This window comes from Micromonospora sp. MA102 (genome assembly GCF_025460765.1).
GTDB classification, from domain to species: Bacteria; Actinomycetota; Actinomycetes; order Mycobacteriales; family Micromonosporaceae; genus Micromonospora; species Micromonospora halotolerans.
The window spans coordinates 387,949-402,932 of record NZ_JAMWEG010000002.1 but is presented as its reverse complement, the minus strand read 5'-3'; the positions used below and the strand labels follow the sequence as shown (position 1 = coordinate 402,932).

10 protein-coding genes are annotated in these 14,984 nt (G+C 76.2%); 5 read left to right on the top strand and 5 right to left on the bottom strand.

Annotated features, from left to right (window positions below; translation table 11 throughout):
* Positions 1 to 99: 99 nt before the first annotated feature.
* Positions 100 to 1,512, top strand: coding sequence for a UDP-N-acetylglucosamine 1-carboxyvinyltransferase (gene murA, locus NFX44_RS05275; protein ID WP_262282353.1), 1,413 nt, complete (start codon positions 100 to 102; stop codon positions 1,510 to 1,512).
* A 67-nt stretch (positions 1,513 to 1,579) separates the two neighbouring features.
* Positions 1,580 to 2,188 carry a DUF3043 domain-containing protein gene (locus NFX44_RS05270; protein ID WP_262282352.1) on the top strand — a complete coding sequence of 203 codons (609 nt, stop codon included), beginning with the start codon at positions 1,580 to 1,582 and terminating at the stop codon, positions 2,186 to 2,188.
* Between the two features lie 10 nt (positions 2,189 to 2,198).
* On the opposite strand, the gene NFX44_RS05265 is transcribed toward NFX44_RS05270, so the two are convergent.
* Genes NFX44_RS05265 through NFX44_RS05255 form a run of 3 tightly spaced genes read right to left on the bottom strand, consistent with a single transcriptional unit; the run spans position 2,199 to position 4,817 of the window.
* Positions 2,199 to 3,167, bottom strand: a complete 969-nt coding sequence (locus tag NFX44_RS05265) for an ATP-binding cassette domain-containing protein (protein ID WP_262282351.1) — start codon at positions 3,165 to 3,167, stop codon at positions 2,199 to 2,201.
* Positions 3,164 to 3,973: an ABC transporter permease gene (locus NFX44_RS05260; protein WP_262282350.1), complete on the bottom strand. Its 810-nt coding sequence runs from the start codon at positions 3,971 to 3,973 to the stop codon at positions 3,164 to 3,166. Before NFX44_RS05260 ends, NFX44_RS05265 begins: the two co-directional genes overlap by 4 nt.
* Positions 3,966 to 4,817, bottom strand: coding sequence for an ABC-2 family transporter protein (locus NFX44_RS05255; RefSeq protein ID WP_315974568.1), 852 nt, complete (start codon positions 4,815 to 4,817; stop codon positions 3,966 to 3,968). The genes NFX44_RS05260 and NFX44_RS05255 overlap by 8 nt, the downstream gene beginning before the upstream one ends.
* Positions 4,818 to 4,978: 161 nt before the next feature.
* Here NFX44_RS05255 and NFX44_RS05250 point away from each other — a divergent pair, with 161 nt between their 5' ends.
* Together NFX44_RS05250 and NFX44_RS05245 are read left to right on the top strand one after the other, a co-directional pair.
* Positions 4,979 to 10,708, top strand: coding sequence for a WG repeat-containing protein (locus NFX44_RS05250; RefSeq protein ID WP_262282348.1), 5,730 nt, complete (start codon positions 4,979 to 4,981; stop codon positions 10,706 to 10,708).
* Positions 10,709 to 10,814: 106 nt separating this feature from the next.
* Positions 10,815 to 11,813, top strand: coding sequence for an aldo/keto reductase family protein (locus tag NFX44_RS05245; RefSeq protein ID WP_262282347.1), 999 nt, complete (start codon positions 10,815 to 10,817; stop codon positions 11,811 to 11,813).
* A gap of 105 nt (positions 11,814 to 11,918) precedes the next feature.
* Here NFX44_RS05245 and NFX44_RS05240 read toward each other — a convergent pair whose 3' ends face one another.
* Both NFX44_RS05240 and NFX44_RS05235 read right to left on the bottom strand, forming a co-directional pair.
* Complete coding sequence (locus NFX44_RS05240) at positions 11,919 to 12,716, bottom strand: site-2 protease family protein (protein ID WP_262282346.1); 798 nt, start codon at positions 12,714 to 12,716, stop codon at positions 11,919 to 11,921.
* Positions 12,713 to 12,913 carry a hypothetical protein gene (locus NFX44_RS05235; protein WP_262282345.1) on the bottom strand — a complete coding sequence of 67 codons (201 nt, stop codon included), beginning with the start codon at positions 12,911 to 12,913 and terminating at the stop codon, positions 12,713 to 12,715. Before NFX44_RS05235 ends, NFX44_RS05240 begins: the two co-directional genes overlap by 4 nt.
* Positions 12,914 to 13,034: 121 nt before the next feature.
* Between NFX44_RS05235 and NFX44_RS33220 the strand changes: the two genes are divergently transcribed.
* Positions 13,035 to 14,939: a serine/threonine-protein kinase gene (locus NFX44_RS33220; protein ID WP_315974567.1), complete on the top strand. Its 1,905-nt coding sequence runs from the start codon at positions 13,035 to 13,037 to the stop codon at positions 14,937 to 14,939.
* The last annotated feature ends 45 nt before the right edge of the window (positions 14,940 to 14,984 follow it).

The following is a 14,984-nucleotide window of genomic DNA, read 5'->3' as shown; positions in this document are numbered from 1 at the left end:
GCTGGTGATGTGACCGATTCCATTCTCGTCACGGAGGGCTATGCTGCCGGGGCGACGACTCACGCGGTCCGTTTTGACGGGGCCGCCATCCGGGTAGCGATGCAGATCGTGCACCTGACTCATCTACACGGCAGCACCAACGCGCTGGAGGTTGCGTTGACCGACGACGTCCTGGTCGTACACGGAGGCACTCCGCTCGAAGGGCGGATCCGCGTGCGCGGCGCGAAGAACCTCGTGTCCAAGGCCATGGTGGCCGCCCTGCTGGGCGACACCCCCAGCCGACTGTTCGACGTGCCCCGGATCCGTGACGTGGAGGTCGTCCGCGGGCTGCTCGGCCTGCACGGCGTCAAGGTCAGCGACGGCGAGGAGGACGGTGAGCTGGTCTTCGACCCGTCCAACGTCGAGAGCGCCAGCACCGACCAGATCAACGTGCACGCCGGGTCCAGCCGGATCCCGATCCTGTTCTGCGGCCCGCTGCTGCACCGGCTCGGTCACGCCTTCATCCCCGACCTGGGCGGCTGCCACATCGGCCCGCGCCCCATCGACTTCCACCTCCAGGCGCTGCGCGAGTTCGGCGCGACCGTGGACAAGACCCCGGAGGGGCTGCACCTGTCGGCGCCCAACGGGCTGCACGGCACCAAGTTCGCCCTGCCCTACCCGAGCGTGGGCGCCACCGAGCAGGTGCTGCTCACCGCGGTGATGGCCGAGGGCGTCACCGAGCTGCGCAACGCGGCCGTGGAGCCCGAGATCATCGACCTGATCTGCGTGCTGCAGAAGATGGGCGCGATCATCAAGGTGCACACCGACCGGGTCATCGAGATCCAGGGTGTGAAGCGGCTCAGCGGCTACACCCACCGGCCGATCCCGGACCGGATCGAGGCCGCGAGCTGGGCGGCGGCCGCGCTGGCCACCCGGGGGCACGTCGAGGTGCTCGGCGCCCAGCAGGCCGACATGATGACCTTCCTGAACATCTTCCGCTCGGTCGGCGGCGAGTACGAGGTCACCGACCTCCGCCCGCCGCGCGGCGGCGGGCCGGGCCAGGAGGGCGGCATCCGGTTCTGGCACCCGGGCGGCGAGTTGAACGCCGTGGCGCTGGAGACCGACGTCCACCCCGGGTTCATGACCGACTGGCAGCAGCCGCTCGTCGTGGCGCTCACCCAGGCCCGCGGCCTGTCGATCGTCCACGAGACGGTCTACGAGCAGCGGCTCGGCTACACCGAGGCGCTGAACACGATGGGCGCCAACATCCAGGTCTACCGGGACTGCCTGGGCGGCACCCCCTGCCGCTTCGGCCGCCGCAACTTCAAGCACTCGGCGGTGATCGCCGGCCCGAGCAAGCTGCACGCCGCCGACCTGGTGATCCCCGACCTGCGGGCCGGCTTCAGCCACCTGATCGCGGCCCTGGCCGCCGAGGGCACCTCGCGGGTCTACGGCGTCGACCTGATCAACCGGGGCTACGAGGACTTCGAGGCCAAGCTGGCCGACCTCGGCGCGCACGTCGAGCGTCCCTGACGTCACACCCGTCGCCCGGTGCACCCGCGATGTGCACGGGGCGCGGCTGTTTGGCTACCCTTGCCGCGTGCCGTCGCTGTTTCGTCGCAAGCCCACCGACCTCGTCGAGGAGTCCGTCACCCCGGTGACGACCGACGAGGCGTCCGCCGCCGCCCAGCCCCGGGGTTACACCCCGAGCAAGAAGGAGCTGGGGCTGACCACCCCGAAGCGGCCGGCCGCGGGTCGCCGCCCGGCCGCCCCGGCCCGTCCGCTGACCAAGGAGGAGGCCCGGGAGCAGCGCCGCGCCGCGCGCGCCGAGTCCGCGGCCGAGTTCCGGCGTGAGGGCGGCCCGCGCGACCGGGGCCCCGAGCGGCTGCTGGCCCGCAACGTGGTCGACTCCCGGCGCACGGTGGGCACCTGGTTCTTCGGCGGCGCGCTGATCGTGCTGCTCGGCTCCAACCAGGCCATGCCGCCGATCGTCCGGCTGCTGTCGAACGTGCTGTGGGGCGCGCTGGCGCTCGGCGTGGTGATCGACTCGGTGCTGATCACCCGGAAGATCAAGAAGCTGGTCCGCGAGCGCTTCCCCAAGAGCACCGAACGGCTCGGCTCGCTCTACTTCTACGCGATCATGCGGTCGATCACGTTCCGCAAGATGCGCGCCCCGGCGCCCCAGGTGAACATCGGCGACAAGATCTGACCGGGCCGGCTCAGCCCACCTCGGCCGGGGCCCGGTAGAGCCGGGCCACGACCTCCTCGATGTCCGGCTCCACGATCGAGATGTCCCGCAGCGTGGCCAGGCCGGCCAGCCCGGCCACCACCTCGGCGACACTCGCCGACTCCAGCGCGAAGACCAGCCGGCGCCCGTCCGCCTCCACTCGCTGCACCGGCGCGCCCGGCAGCACCGGCGGCGCGGGCAGCGCGGCGTCCAGCTCGGCGACCACCATCCGGCGGGAGCCGTACCGGCTGTGCAGGGCGGCGATCGAGCCGTCGTGCACCACCCGCCCGTGGTCGATCACCACGAGACGCCGGCAGAGCCGCTCGATGTCGGCCAGGTCGTGGGTGGTGAGCACCAGGGTGGTGTCGCCGGCCCGGCCCAGCTCCGCCAGGAAGCCGCGGACCGCCTGCTTGCTGACCACGTCCAGCCCGATGGTCGGCTCGTCCAGGAAGAGCACCTCGGGGCCGTGCAGCAGGGCGGCGGTCAACTCGCCGCGCATCCGCTGGCCCAGCGAGAGCTGCCGGACCGGGGTGTCCAGGAACTCGTCCAGGTCGAGCAGGCTCCGGCAGCGGGCCAACCGGGCCGCGTGCTCGCCGGACGGCACCCGGTAGACGTGCCGCAGCAGCGCGAACGAGTCCCGCAGCGGCAGGTCCCACCAGAGCTGCGAGCGCTGCCCGAAGACCACGCCGATGCGCAGCGCCAGCCGGGTCCGGTCGGGCACCGGCCGCAGCCCGCAGACCCGGGCCCGGCCCGCCGAGGGCATCAGCACCCCGGTGAGCATCTTCAACGTCGTGGACTTGCCGGCGCCGTTCGGACCGATGTAGCCGAGCATCTCGCCCCGCTCCACCCGCAGGTCCACCCCGTCGACCGCGGTGACCGTCCGCTTCTCCCGGCGCAGCCGTCCGGTCCGCACCCGGACGGTGAACTCCTTGCGCAGCCCGTCCATCTCGATGACGTTCATGACCCCGTACTCCGGTAGTGGCGGATCCCGACGCGCCAGGCCACTGCGGCGACCGCCGCGGCGACCAGCGCGACGCCGGGCGAGGCCCAGCCGACCCAGGCCGGCAGGCCCAGCGGGTCGGGCCGGCCCAGCAGCGCCAGCGCCGGGTGGTAGCTGACAAAGGCGAAACCCATCCCGTACGCGAAGAGCGCGCGGAACCAGCCGCCGTAGACGGTGACCGGGTACGAGGTGAAGTCGCGCCCGCCGTAGGTGACCGAGTTGGCCAGCTCCCCCGAGTCGATCCAGTAGAACGACACCGTGGCCGTGGTGACGAAGACCGCGGCGAAGAAGACCACCGCGGCCGGCGGGGCGACCAGCGCGAGCGCCACCCGGCCCGGCGTCCACGCGATGCCGGCCGAGGCGAGCGCGAACACCAGCACGGCCAGCCCGAAGACCGCCCGGGAGACCTTGCGCAGCGGCAGGTCCATCAGGAGCAGCTGGGGCAGCGCGGCCAGCGGCCGGACCAGCACCGCGTCGAAGAGGCCGGTACGTACGTAGCGGGGCAGCCGCTCGATGTTGCCGACCAGCAGGTCGGCGGTGGCGAACGCGAACGACGACAGGCCGACGACCACCAGGGTCTCGCGGAGCGTGAACCCGCCCAGCTCCCGGGTCACCCCGAAGAGCACCAGCACGGTCATCACGTCGAACACGGTGGCGCCCATGTTGCCGACGAGGTCGACGGCGAACGAGGTCCGGTACGACGCCTGCGACCGGGCCTGCGCACCGAGCAGCGCCCGGTACGCCCGCAGCGCGCCCGGCTCAGCCACCCTGCACCACCAGCCGGTGCTCGGCCCGCCGCTGCACGAGCCGGCAGAGCGCCAGCAGCAGCACCGCCCAGCCGACCTGGAGCCCGACCAGGCGCAGCTCGGTCGGCATCGGCTCCCGCTCGACCAGCACGTCCAGCGGGACCTGCAGCAGGCTGGGGAACGGGGTGGCGTACCGCAGCGTGGCCTCCAGCCAGCCCGGGAGGAAGCCGAGCGGGAAGTAGAGGCCGGCCAGCACGCCGGACCCCAGCGTCCAGAGGATCATCGGCCCGCGGACGTCCTCCAACCAGTACGCGGTGGCGTTGACCAGGTAGCGACAGGCGAAGCACACCACGACGGCGAGCAGCACGGACAGCCCGAACAGCGGCAGGGTGGCCCAGTGCCGGGGCAGGTAGACCGCGAAGAAGAACGGGCCGATCACCACCGGCGGCAGCAGCCGGGCCAGCGAGGCGAACCCGGCCCGGCCCAGGTCGGTGGCGAGGTAGCTGGTCACCGGGTGCACCGGGCGGAGCAGGTCGGCGGCGATCTCCCCGGTCCGGATCCGGTCGGCCAGGTCGGTCCAGCCCCAGATCGCGATCACCGCGAGCAGCCCCTGCCCCGCCCAGACGAAGGTGCCGAGCTGGGCGCGGTCGTAGCCGGCCACCGTGCCGGCCGCGCCGGCCACCGCGAGGAAGATGTAGCAGCGCAGGAAACCGAAGACGGTGTTGGTCACGACCCCCGCCACGGCGGCCTGCCGGTAGGTGGCATGGCGCCGAAAACCGGAGGCGGCTATCGCGCCGAATGTCCGAAACCATCGGGTAACGTTTGGATCCGTGGGCGGTGCCACAGTGGCGGTGACAGAGCCCACGCCGCTACCCTCCTTCCGCAGCCACGACGTGCTGGACCGGGCGACTCTACCGGCACGAAGGGCGCCCAGCGCGACAATTTCCAACGAGGTGACATCGCCGTGAGCGAGCGACGCGAGCCGGCCCCGGGGCCGCGCCGCGCGGGCGGCGACAGGGTCCCCCGATGAGCGGCTGGGACCGCTGGCGCGAGCTGGCCGAGCCCTCCTGGGCGGCCGAACCCACCCACGAGTGGCGTCCGCAGTTCCCCGGTCAGCGCTATCCGGGCGACATCGGACTCGAGTACCTGGTCCCACCGGCACCACGTGGCCGGGCCTCGGCGGTCGGCCGGGCCGAGGTGCAACCCGTCAGCCCCGCGCCCGGTGGCGAGGACGCGTACCCGGTCAGCCCGGCGGGGCCCGACGACCTCGACCGGCGGCGCGGCACGTACCCGGTCAGCCCCGCCGGATCTGACGACCTCGACCGGCGGCGCGGCACTTACCCCGTCAGCCCCGCCGGGCCCGACGACCACGACCGGCGGCGCGGCACCTACCCCGTCAGCCCCGCCGGACCCGACGACCACGACCGGCGGCGCGGCACCTACCCCGTCAGCCCCGCCGGACCGGATGACCTCGATGGTCGGCGCGGTGGGCGGCCGGCCGCGAACGGGCGGCGACCCGAGGACGGTCCGCGGCGCGGGGCGCCGGGTGACCGGTTCGACCAGCGGTGGGTGCGCCCGGAGTCGGCGCGCGGGACGGCGCCGCACCGGCCGGTCTCCCCCGCCGCGGAGCCCGGCTGGGTACCGGAGCCGGAGGAGTATCCGCACCACCCGCCGCGATCCGGCCGACCGGAGCAGCGCCGCGCGCCGGCGGACAGCCGGGCCAGCCTGCCGCCGGACGGCCCGGTGGACCGGCGCGAGCCAGCGTTCGACGGCCGCCGGGCGTTCGACGGCCGGCGCGAGCCGGGACTCGACGGCCGCCGGGAGGCGAGGTACGACGATCGCCGGGAGGCGGCCTTCGACGGCCGGCGGGATCCGGCGTTCGACGGGCGAACGGGTCGGCGGGAGGCTGACCCCGGCCGGCATGACCAGGACATGCCCGGTCGGGGGGACCAGGACCTTCCCGGCCGCCGCGACGCCGGGGTGGCCCGCCCGGGCGGGCGGAACCCGGACTTCCGCCAGCCGGGCGAGCCACGTTTCGACGGGCCGCCGCGTGGCGAGCCGGGTCGGGGCTACGACGGGCCGCCGACTGGCGAGCCGGATCGCGGTTCCGCCGGCCCGCGCCGGGAGCCGGCCCGGGGTCTCGACGGGCCGCCGCGTGGCGAGCCGGGCCGCGGGCTCGACGGACCGCCGCGCGGCGAGCCGGGCCGCGGGCTCGACGGACCGCCGCGCGGCGAGCCGGGCCGCGGGCTCGACGGACCGCCGCGCGGCGAGCCGGGCCGCGGTTTCGACGGACCACGCCGGGAACCGGACCGGGGCCACGACGGCCCGCCGCGCCGGGACGCGGCCGCGCGGGCCGAGACGTACCGGGAGGCGCCCGAGGCCGGGCGCCGGCCCGTGGACCCGTACCGCGCCGAGCCGGGCCGGTACGGCGAGTCGCGTCCCGCCGCGTTCCGGCCCGAGGAGCGCCGGGAGGGTCAGCGCCCTCCGGGCGACCGCGCGCGTCCCCACCATGGCGAGTGGCCGGTCGTCGAGCGGCGACCGCACACCGAGCCACCCGCGTACCGGCCCGACGAGCGGCACCGCCCGACGGTCGACCGGCCGGGCCCGGACGCCCGCCCCGGCCGCCCCGTGGACGAGGCGGCCCGCTACGACGGCCGCCGCTCCGAGTCGGGCGGCCCGCGGCCGGACGTCGTCGGCCCACCACCGGAGGCGACCCGTCGTCGTCCGGAACCGGTGAACGGCCGGTCCGAGCCGGTCCGTCCCCGCCCCGAGTTCACCGGCCCGCGCCCCGAATCGGTCGGGCCCCGCCCGGAGCCGGTCGGGCCGCGCGCCGATTCCGCCGGGCCGCGCCCTGCCTCGGTCGGCCCCCGTCCGGAGCCGGTCGGGCCGCGCGCGGATTCCACCGGTCCGCGTCCTGACCCGGTCGGGCCCAGGCCGGACTCCGCCGGGCCCAGGCCGGAGTTCCACCCCCAGCCGGACGGGTGGCAGGGGCGGCCGGGCGAGCCCGCACCGGCCCGTCCGGGCGACGGCTGGCGGCCTCCGGTCGAGCCGGCCGCGCGCGCCCGTCCGGACGACCTGCGGGACCGGCCGGTGCGGCCCGACGAGGTCAGCCAGCAGCCCCAGCCCGGTACGCGCCCCGACCAGCGACGCGAGGCGGCCATGCCGGCCGCCCCGGCCCGACCCGGCGAGCGGCCGGACCGGCCGATGGCGCCGCCTCCGCCACGCCCCGACGACGCGCGCCAGCGGCCCGTGCCGCCGACGCGGCCGGACGAGTGGCGTCAGCCCGCCATGCCGACCCGGCCCGACGACGGCCGGCGGCCACCGGTGGAGCCGCCCGGCGCGGGTCGACCGGACCCGCGCCGGGCGGAGCCCATCCCGGGCGCGCCGCTGCCGGCCATGCCGGTGTCGGGCGCGCCGCTGCCGGCAACGCCCGTGTCGAACGCGCCGCTGCCGGTCACGCCGGTGTCGAGCCCACCGCTGACGGTCACGCCCGTGTCGGGCGCGCCGCTGCCGGCAACGCCCGTGTCGAGCCCACCGCTGACGGCCGCGCCCGTGCCGAGCGCACCGATCGCGAACGCGCCCGTCTCCGGCGTGCCCGTGTCGGGGGCGCCCGTCTCCGCACCGCCGGTCTTCGAGGCGCCCGTCCCCGGGCGGCCGGTGTCCGACCCGCCCGTGTCCGGCCCGCCCGCTTCTGGCCGGCCCGCCGTCCCCGGCGAGCGACCGGTGCCGGGCGATCGGTTCGACCGGCCGGCAGGACCCACCGCCGCCCCGCCCGCCTATCCCACCGTCCAGCCGGCGGCGGACGGCGGCAGGACAGCACCACCACCACAGGTCCGACCCGCCCAGGGGCCGGCAGCGACCGAAGCGGCCCGACCCGCACCACCCGCCTACCCCGGGCCCGGAGTCGCCCGGCCGGACCACACCGTCGGCCCGACCGTGCCCGCCGAGGACACCGGGGCTGGCGGCGCCTCCGGTCCGCGCACGCCCGCCGGGGCCGCCAGGCCGACGGACGACGGCCGGCCGACCACGCCGGCCGGCCCGGGAGCGCCGCGCGCGGGTGGGCCGGCGTCCACGCCGGTCAGCGACGACGGGGACGCCCGGTTCGGCGAGGTCGCCGGCCGGCTGCAGGACGCGGCGGCGACGCGGCCGGCCGAACGGGCGGACGGTGACGCGGAGGCCTGGTTCCGGGCGAGCGGGCCGGTGTCGCCGGCCGCTCCGACGGAGACCTCCGATCCCGCGCACGCGGAGGCACCGGCCCCGGCCGGTCCCGCCGAGTCGCCCGCCGCACGGCGGACCGCGGAGCTGTCCGACCCGGCGCCCGAGGCTCGTGTGGCGCACTGTCCGGAGGCGGCCGCGCCGGACCGACCCGCTCCGGCGCCGTGGACCCCACCGGTCGCCGGGCCGTCCGGCGACACCGCACCACCCGCTGCCCGACCGGCGCCGGCCCCGGTCGGGCCCGTCCCGGCTGCGCCGAGCCCCGCCACACCGGTCTCCGCAGCGCCCGCGGCGAACCCCGACGCACCCGTCCCGGCAGCGCACGCGCCAGACCCCGCCGCGTCGGCCCCGGCTACGGCCACGCCGGCCTCCGCCTCCTCCGGCCGACCCGCGCCGGACGCGGCCAACCCGGTGTCCGGAGCGCCCGCGTCGAGCCTCGCCGGATCCCTCGCCGCCGGTGCCGTGGTGCCGGTCTCCGGGCCGCCCGCCCCCGATGTCCCGCCGCACTCCGCATACGGGCCGAACACGCCGGAGCCGGCCGCCGCCGCCCCGGCGGTTCCGGCCGGGCAGGCCACCGAGGCCGCTGGCCCCGCACGGACCGCCGAAGGCGCGCCGGCGGGCCAGAACTCGCACCCGCCGGCCCAGGCCGCCGTGCCGGCGGAAACCACTCAGGACGCCGCGCCCTCCGGCGCCGCCCCGGCTCCCGCACCGCGCACACCGGACCAGGCCGGGGTGTCGGCAGAGACGGCGGTCGCGCCGCCCGCCCCGGCGCAGACCAAGGTGCCGGCCCAGCCCGGCGTGCCGGGTCAGACCGGGACGCCGGACGAGACCGGGACGCCGGACGAGACCGGGACGCCGGACCAGACCGGGATGCCGGCACAGGTGGCACCCGCGCCGCGCAAGCCGGAACAGACCGACGTGCCGGAACCGGCGGCACCGGCACCGGACGACGCCGCACCGGCAGCCGCGCGGCCGGAGACCGCCGCGACACCGCACGAGCCGGCCGCCGCCACCGGTCAACCGGATCCCGTCCCGGGTCCGCCGGCCGTGCCGGACGCGCAGCAACCGGCGCCGACCACTCCGGCCGAGGACTCCGCCGAACCCACCCCGACCGGGGCTGCCCCAACCGCGCACACCACCGGACCGACCGACGAGGCAGCCGCCGACCCGGAGGCGACCGACGGGGAGCCTGCCGGCGAGGAAGCCGACATCGAACGGCGGGAGGCCCGCCCGGCCGACCCGGAGCAGGCGCTGGCCGCCGTCCGCTGGCGGCTGCACCCGGAGACCCTCCGCGAGGAGGCGCCCGACCCGGCGGCGCTGCGGGAGATCCGGGACGGCCTCACCACCAAGCTGGGCAGCGCGCTGGACAACCGCAGCCGCGCCCGGCTGCTCAGCCTGCGCTCGGTGGCGTCGCGGATCCTCGGCGAGCTGGACGACGCCGTGGCCGACGGGCGACTCGCCCTCACGTACGCGGAGGCCACCGGTGAGTTGCGGCGGACCGCGCTGGCCCGCGCCCGGCTGGCCGAGGTGCTGCGCTGGCGGGGCGAGTACGCCGAGGCGGACCGGCTCTTCGCGGAGGCCAACTCGCCGGAGCTGCCGGACCGGCTGCGCGCCGTGCTGCACGAGCACGCGGGCCGTTCCTGCTACGACCAGGGCCGGCTGACCGAGGCCTGCCTGCACTTCGAGCGGGCGCTGGACCTGCGCCAGGGTGAGGACGGGGAGCTGAACGCGCGGACCACGATGGCGCTGGACGCGGTCGCCGAGCGGGCCGCGACGGGCGGGTTCGGGCCGAAGCCGCGCAGCCGGGAGACGCTGCTGGGCGGCGAGCGGCACCCGGTGCCGACGTTCGACGAGGAGCAGGAGCTCTGGGGGTACGCGGACGCCGAGGGCGAGCTGGTGATCGCCCACGGGTACGCCGAGGTGCAGCCGTTCCGCGAGGGCCTGGCGTGGGTACGCCGGCCGGAGGCGTCCCGCTGGGCGCTGGTCGACACGGCCGGCGCGGCGCTGATCGAGGCGAACAACGGCTACCGGGCGGTGGGCTCGTTCTCGGAGGGGCTGTCGTGGGTGTCGATGGACGGCAAGGGCCGGTGGATGGCGGTCGACCGGACGAACATCGTGAAGATCCCGCCGGGCTACGAGGACGTGCGGCCGTTCCGGGGCGGCCTGGCGGCGGTGCGGCAGAACGGCGGTTGGGGTGCCGTGGACCGGACCGGCCAGGTGGTGGTGCCGACCCGGTACCACGGTCTCCGCACGGCGCTGGCGGACGGCCGGGACGTGGACGGCTTCACCGAGGACGGCCTGGCCGGGGTGGAGCTGGCCGGTCGCCGGGGTGTGGTGGACCGGACCGGGCGGGTACTGGTCCCGCCGGCGTACCCGTCGCTGGTGGTGCATCCGGTGGCGTTCCTGGTGGCCGACGAGTCGGGCCGGTGGGGTGCGCTGGACCGGCGGGGTGAGCTGCTGATCGACCTGGTGCACCCGGGGCGGGCCGCCGTGGTCGCGGAGATCGACCGGCTGCTCGCCGACACCAGCCCGGTGCTCTGACGCTCCGGGCGTGAGCACCGGCGGGGAGACGCCCCGCAGCCCGGTGGAGCGTCACACCCCGCCGCGCCGCGCGGCGACCATGATCGGGCAGGGCTAGGGTCGGGGCATGGAATTCCGACACCTAGGCCGCTCGGGCCTGCTGGTCAGTGAGATCTCGTACGGCAACTGGATCACCCACGGGTCGCAGGTCGAGGAGGAGGCCGCCACCGCCTGTGTGCGGGCCGCCCTGGACACCGGCATCACCACCTTCGACACCGCCGACGTCTACGCCGGCACGAAGGCCGAGGAGGTGCTCGGCCGCGCGCTCAAGGGCGAGCGGCGCGAGGGGCTGGAGATCTTCACCAAGGTGTTCTGGCCGACCGGGCCGGGCCGCAACGACCGGGGCCTGTCCCGCAAGCACATCATGGAGTCGATCAACGGCTCGCTGCGCCGCCTGCAGACCGACTACGTCGACCTCTACCAGGCCCACCGCTACGACTACAGCACCCCGCTGGAGGAGACGATGGAGGCGTTCGCCGACATCGTGCACTCCGGCAAGGCGCACTACATCGGCGTCTCCGAGTGGAAGGCGTCGCAGATCCGGGAGGCGCACGGGCTCGCCCGCGAGCTGCGCATCCCGCTGGTCTCCAACCAGCCGCAGTACTCGATGCTGTGGCGGGTCATCGAGGCCGAGGTCATCCCCACGAGCGAGGAGCTGGGCGTCGGCCAGATCGTCTGGTCGCCGATGGCCCAGGGCGTGCTCTCCGGCAAGTACCTGCCGGGCCAGCCGCCGCCGGCCGGTTCCCGCGCCACCGACGAGAAGTCCGGGGCGGGCTTCATCGCCCGGTTCATGACCGACGAGGTGCTCACCCGGGTGCAGCGGCTCAAGCCCCTGGCCGAGCAGGCCGGGCTGACCATGCCGCAGCTCGCCGTCGCGTGGGTGCTCCAGAACCCGAACGTCTCCTCGGCGATCGTCGGGGCGTCCCGGCCGGAGCAGGTGCACGACAACGTGAAGGCGGCGGGCGTGAAGCTCGACGCCGACCTGCTCAAGGCGATCGACGAGATCGTCGAGCCGGTCACCGAGCGGGACCCGGCGAAGACCGAGAGCCCGGCGCAGCGTCCGTGACGCTCTCCCCGGGCCGGCGCGGCCTCCGCGCCGGCCCGGGACCCCTCGGGGGTACGCGCGGCGGGAAGCGTCCCGCCGCTGCGCGGCGGCTCCCGGCTCGGGAGGTCAGCCCTCCCAGAACCGGATCAGGTGCCACCCGAGGCTGTAGAGCTGGGGCGGCAGGCCGAGCAGGTCACCGACGGAGAAGACCGCGCTGAAGAACCACCCGTTGATCCGCGGGCTCCACAGCAGCGCGAACAGCAGGATGAAGCCGTACGGGGCGAACAGGGCGTACATCCGCCGGTACTGCGGGGACAGCCACGGCTCGATCATGTTGCCGCCGTCCAGGCCGGGCACCGGCAGCAGGTTGAGCACGCTGGCGGTGAGCTGGAGGAACGCGAGCAGCCCCACGCCGGCCCAGAACTCCAGCGGGCCGCCGATCTCGATGCCGACCCGCACGGCCAGCACCAGCAGCAGGGTGAACAGCACGTTGGTGGCCGGCCCGGCCAGGCTGACCAGGGTGTGCCGCAGCCGGCCCGGGATGGCGTGCCGGTCGACCCACACCGCGCCGCCGGGCAGGCCGATGCCGCCGAGTAGCACCACGACCACCGGCAGCACGATGGACAGCAGCGGGTGCGTGTACTTCAGCGGGTTCAACGTCAGGTAGCCGCGGTGCGCGATGTCCCGGTCCCCGGCCCGGTACGCGACCACGGCGTGCGCGTACTCGTGCAGGCAGAGCGAGACCAGCCAGCCGGAGACCACGAAGAGGAAGACGTCGAACCGGACGCTGCCGAACCCGTTCCAGGCCATCACGCCGCTGGCCACGAAGATCGCGACCAGGGCGAGGAAGATCGGGCTGGGCCGGAACGCCGCCCGGGGCACCCCGAGCACCAGCGGGTCGCGGGGGCGGTCGTAGCCCGTCATTCGGCCGGGGGCAGCAGGCTCATCCGGTATTCCACCCGGTCGTCCTCCAGGAGCGCGACGGAGGTGACGCCGGACCCCGCGAGCTCCCGCCAGGCCTGGCCGATCCACGACTCGGCGTCCGCCTGGCTGGGGAACGACTCACCCGGCCCGTCGACCGATGCGCCGTTCGTGCCCTCGTACCGCCAGCTCCACGCCATGCCGCGTCTCCCCTCGCCGCCGTCGCCCTGGGACGGAAACCCCCGCAAGCCTAGTCGGCCGGACGCGGGACGGCCCGGCCGCCATGGATCATGCCCGTCGCCCGGCCGGTACGGTGGCTCGGTGCTGACTCAAGGAGTGGTGCTCAGCGATCGCTACCGGCTGGGCGAACGCATCGCGACGGGCGGCATGGGTGCGGTCTGGAAGTGCACCGACACCCTGCTGAGCCGCGAGGTCGCCGTGAAGGTGCTGCTGCCGTCGCTGGTCGCCGATCCCGAGTTCACCACCCGCTTCCACGCCGAGGCCCGGATGCTGGCGGCGCTGCGGCACCCCGGCATCGTGCAGGTCCACGACTTCGGCTCCGCGACCCTCGCCGACGGCGGCCAGGTCAGCTACCTCGTGATGGAGTACGTCGACGGCGAGCCGCTGGTCACCTGGATCCGGCGCGCCGGCCGGCTCGACCCGGCGTCCACCATGTCGGTGGTGGGGCAGGCCGCGCACGCCCTGCACGCCGCCCACCTCGCCGGGATCGTCCACCGCGACGTGAAGCCCGGGAACCTGCTGGTCAAGCGGGACGGCACGGTCGTGCTGGTCGACTTCGGCATCGCCCGGGCCAGCACCATGGCCGGCATCACGGCCGCGCACATGGTGCTCGGCACCGCCTCGTACATGTCGCCGGAGCAGGCGGCCGGGCAGCCGGTGTCGCCGGTCACCGACGTCTACGCGCTCGGCGCCGTCGCCTACTACTGCCTGGCCGGGCGGCCGCCCTTCGAGGGCGACAACCCCCTCCAGGTGGCCATGCGGCACGTCCAGGACGAGCCGCCGCCGCTGGTGGGCACGCCCCCCGCGGTGGTCGAGGTGGTCGGCCGCGCGCTGGCGAAGCGTCCGGCGGACCGGTTCCCGAGCGCGCTCGCCCTGGCCGAGGCCGCCCAGGACGCCCGGGACGCCACCCTGGCCCGGCTGCCCGCCCCGCCCCGCCCGCCGTGGGCGGTCGCGGGTCCCGCCGTGCCCGGCCCGGCCGTCCTCCCGGCGCCGACCCCGGACCCGCCCGCGGCGACGCCACCGGCCGGCCAGCCGTCGACCGGCCAGTCCCCTGCCGGCCAGCCACCCGCCGGTCCGCCGCCCGCTGGCCGTCCCGTGTTCGCTCCCGGGCACGCCTCCGCCGTGCCCGCGCCCGTCCCCGGGGCTCCCGGGCCGGGTTCCGCGCCGGGTTCCGCGCCCGGGCCGGTCTGGGCGGCCGGCGTCGCGCAGGCGAGCGGGGAGCCCGGCCACGGGTCGCTGCGGGACCGGCACGCCGGGTCGGCCGAACCGCCGACGCTGGAGGAGCCGGCGGAGCGCCGGGGCCGCGGGCGGGCACTGGCGCTGGCCGGTGCGGCCGGCGTGGTGCTGGTCGCCGTGCTGACCGCCGTGGTCGTGGCGGTGCTGCACTCCCCCGACGACCCGGACCCGGGGCAGCGCCCGGCCGCGCTGACCGGGGAGTCCGCGGTCGCCGACCCCGGGCAGCCGGACGAGTCGACGAGCGCCGGCGCCAGCGCGGAGCCGACGCCGAGCCGTACCGGGAAGCCCAGCCGGTCGCCGTCGACCACGCCGAGCCGCCCGGCGGCGGGCGGGGGCGGCCCGTCGGCCGGTGACCCGGCGCCGACCACCGGCGCGCCCGGGCCGACCGGGAGCACGGCCGCGCCGCAGAAGCCCAACCCGTACACGGCGGCGCAGGCGTGCGGCAGCGGCTACCAGGTGATCGACTCGGCGACCCTGACCGCCGGCGGGGTTCGCAGGGGGCGGGTCTACCTGCTCTACAGCACCGCGGGCGGCACCAACTGCGTGGTCACCCTCAAGGACACCGACGTCGGGCAGGCCACCACGGTGACCGCGTACCTGGAGGTGCAGGGCAAGGCGCGGCAGACCGAGAGCGGCGCCTACCGCTACTACGCCGGGCCGGTGCGGGCGAGCGCCGCCGGGGCCTGCGTGAAGTGGGGCGGGTCGGCCGGCGGGGCCAGCTACGGCAGCGCGTTCGAGCACTGCGACTGAGCCCCCGGGCCGGCGGGCGGCGACCCGCCGGGCGGCCTTAAGGTA

Excerpts from the sequence above, each read along its gene's own strand:
- murA (WP_262282353.1), top strand. The coding sequence starts at position 100 with ATGCAGATCGTGCACCTGACTCATCTACACGGCAGCACCAACGCGCTG.
- NFX44_RS05265 (WP_262282351.1), bottom strand. The coding sequence starts at position 3,167 with ATGAACGTCATCGAGATGGACGGGCTGCGCAAGGAGTTCACCGTCCGG.
- NFX44_RS05250 (WP_262282348.1), top strand. The coding sequence starts at position 4,979 with ATGAGCGGCTGGGACCGCTGGCGCGAGCTGGCCGAGCCCTCCTGGGCG.
- NFX44_RS05245 (WP_262282347.1), top strand. The coding sequence starts at position 10,815 with ATGGAATTCCGACACCTAGGCCGCTCGGGCCTGCTGGTCAGTGAGATC.
- NFX44_RS05240 (WP_262282346.1), bottom strand. The coding sequence starts at position 12,716 with ATGACGGGCTACGACCGCCCCCGCGACCCGCTGGTGCTCGGGGTGCCC.
- NFX44_RS05235 (WP_262282345.1), bottom strand. The coding sequence starts at position 12,913 with ATGGCGTGGAGCTGGCGGTACGAGGGCACGAACGGCGCATCGGTCGAC.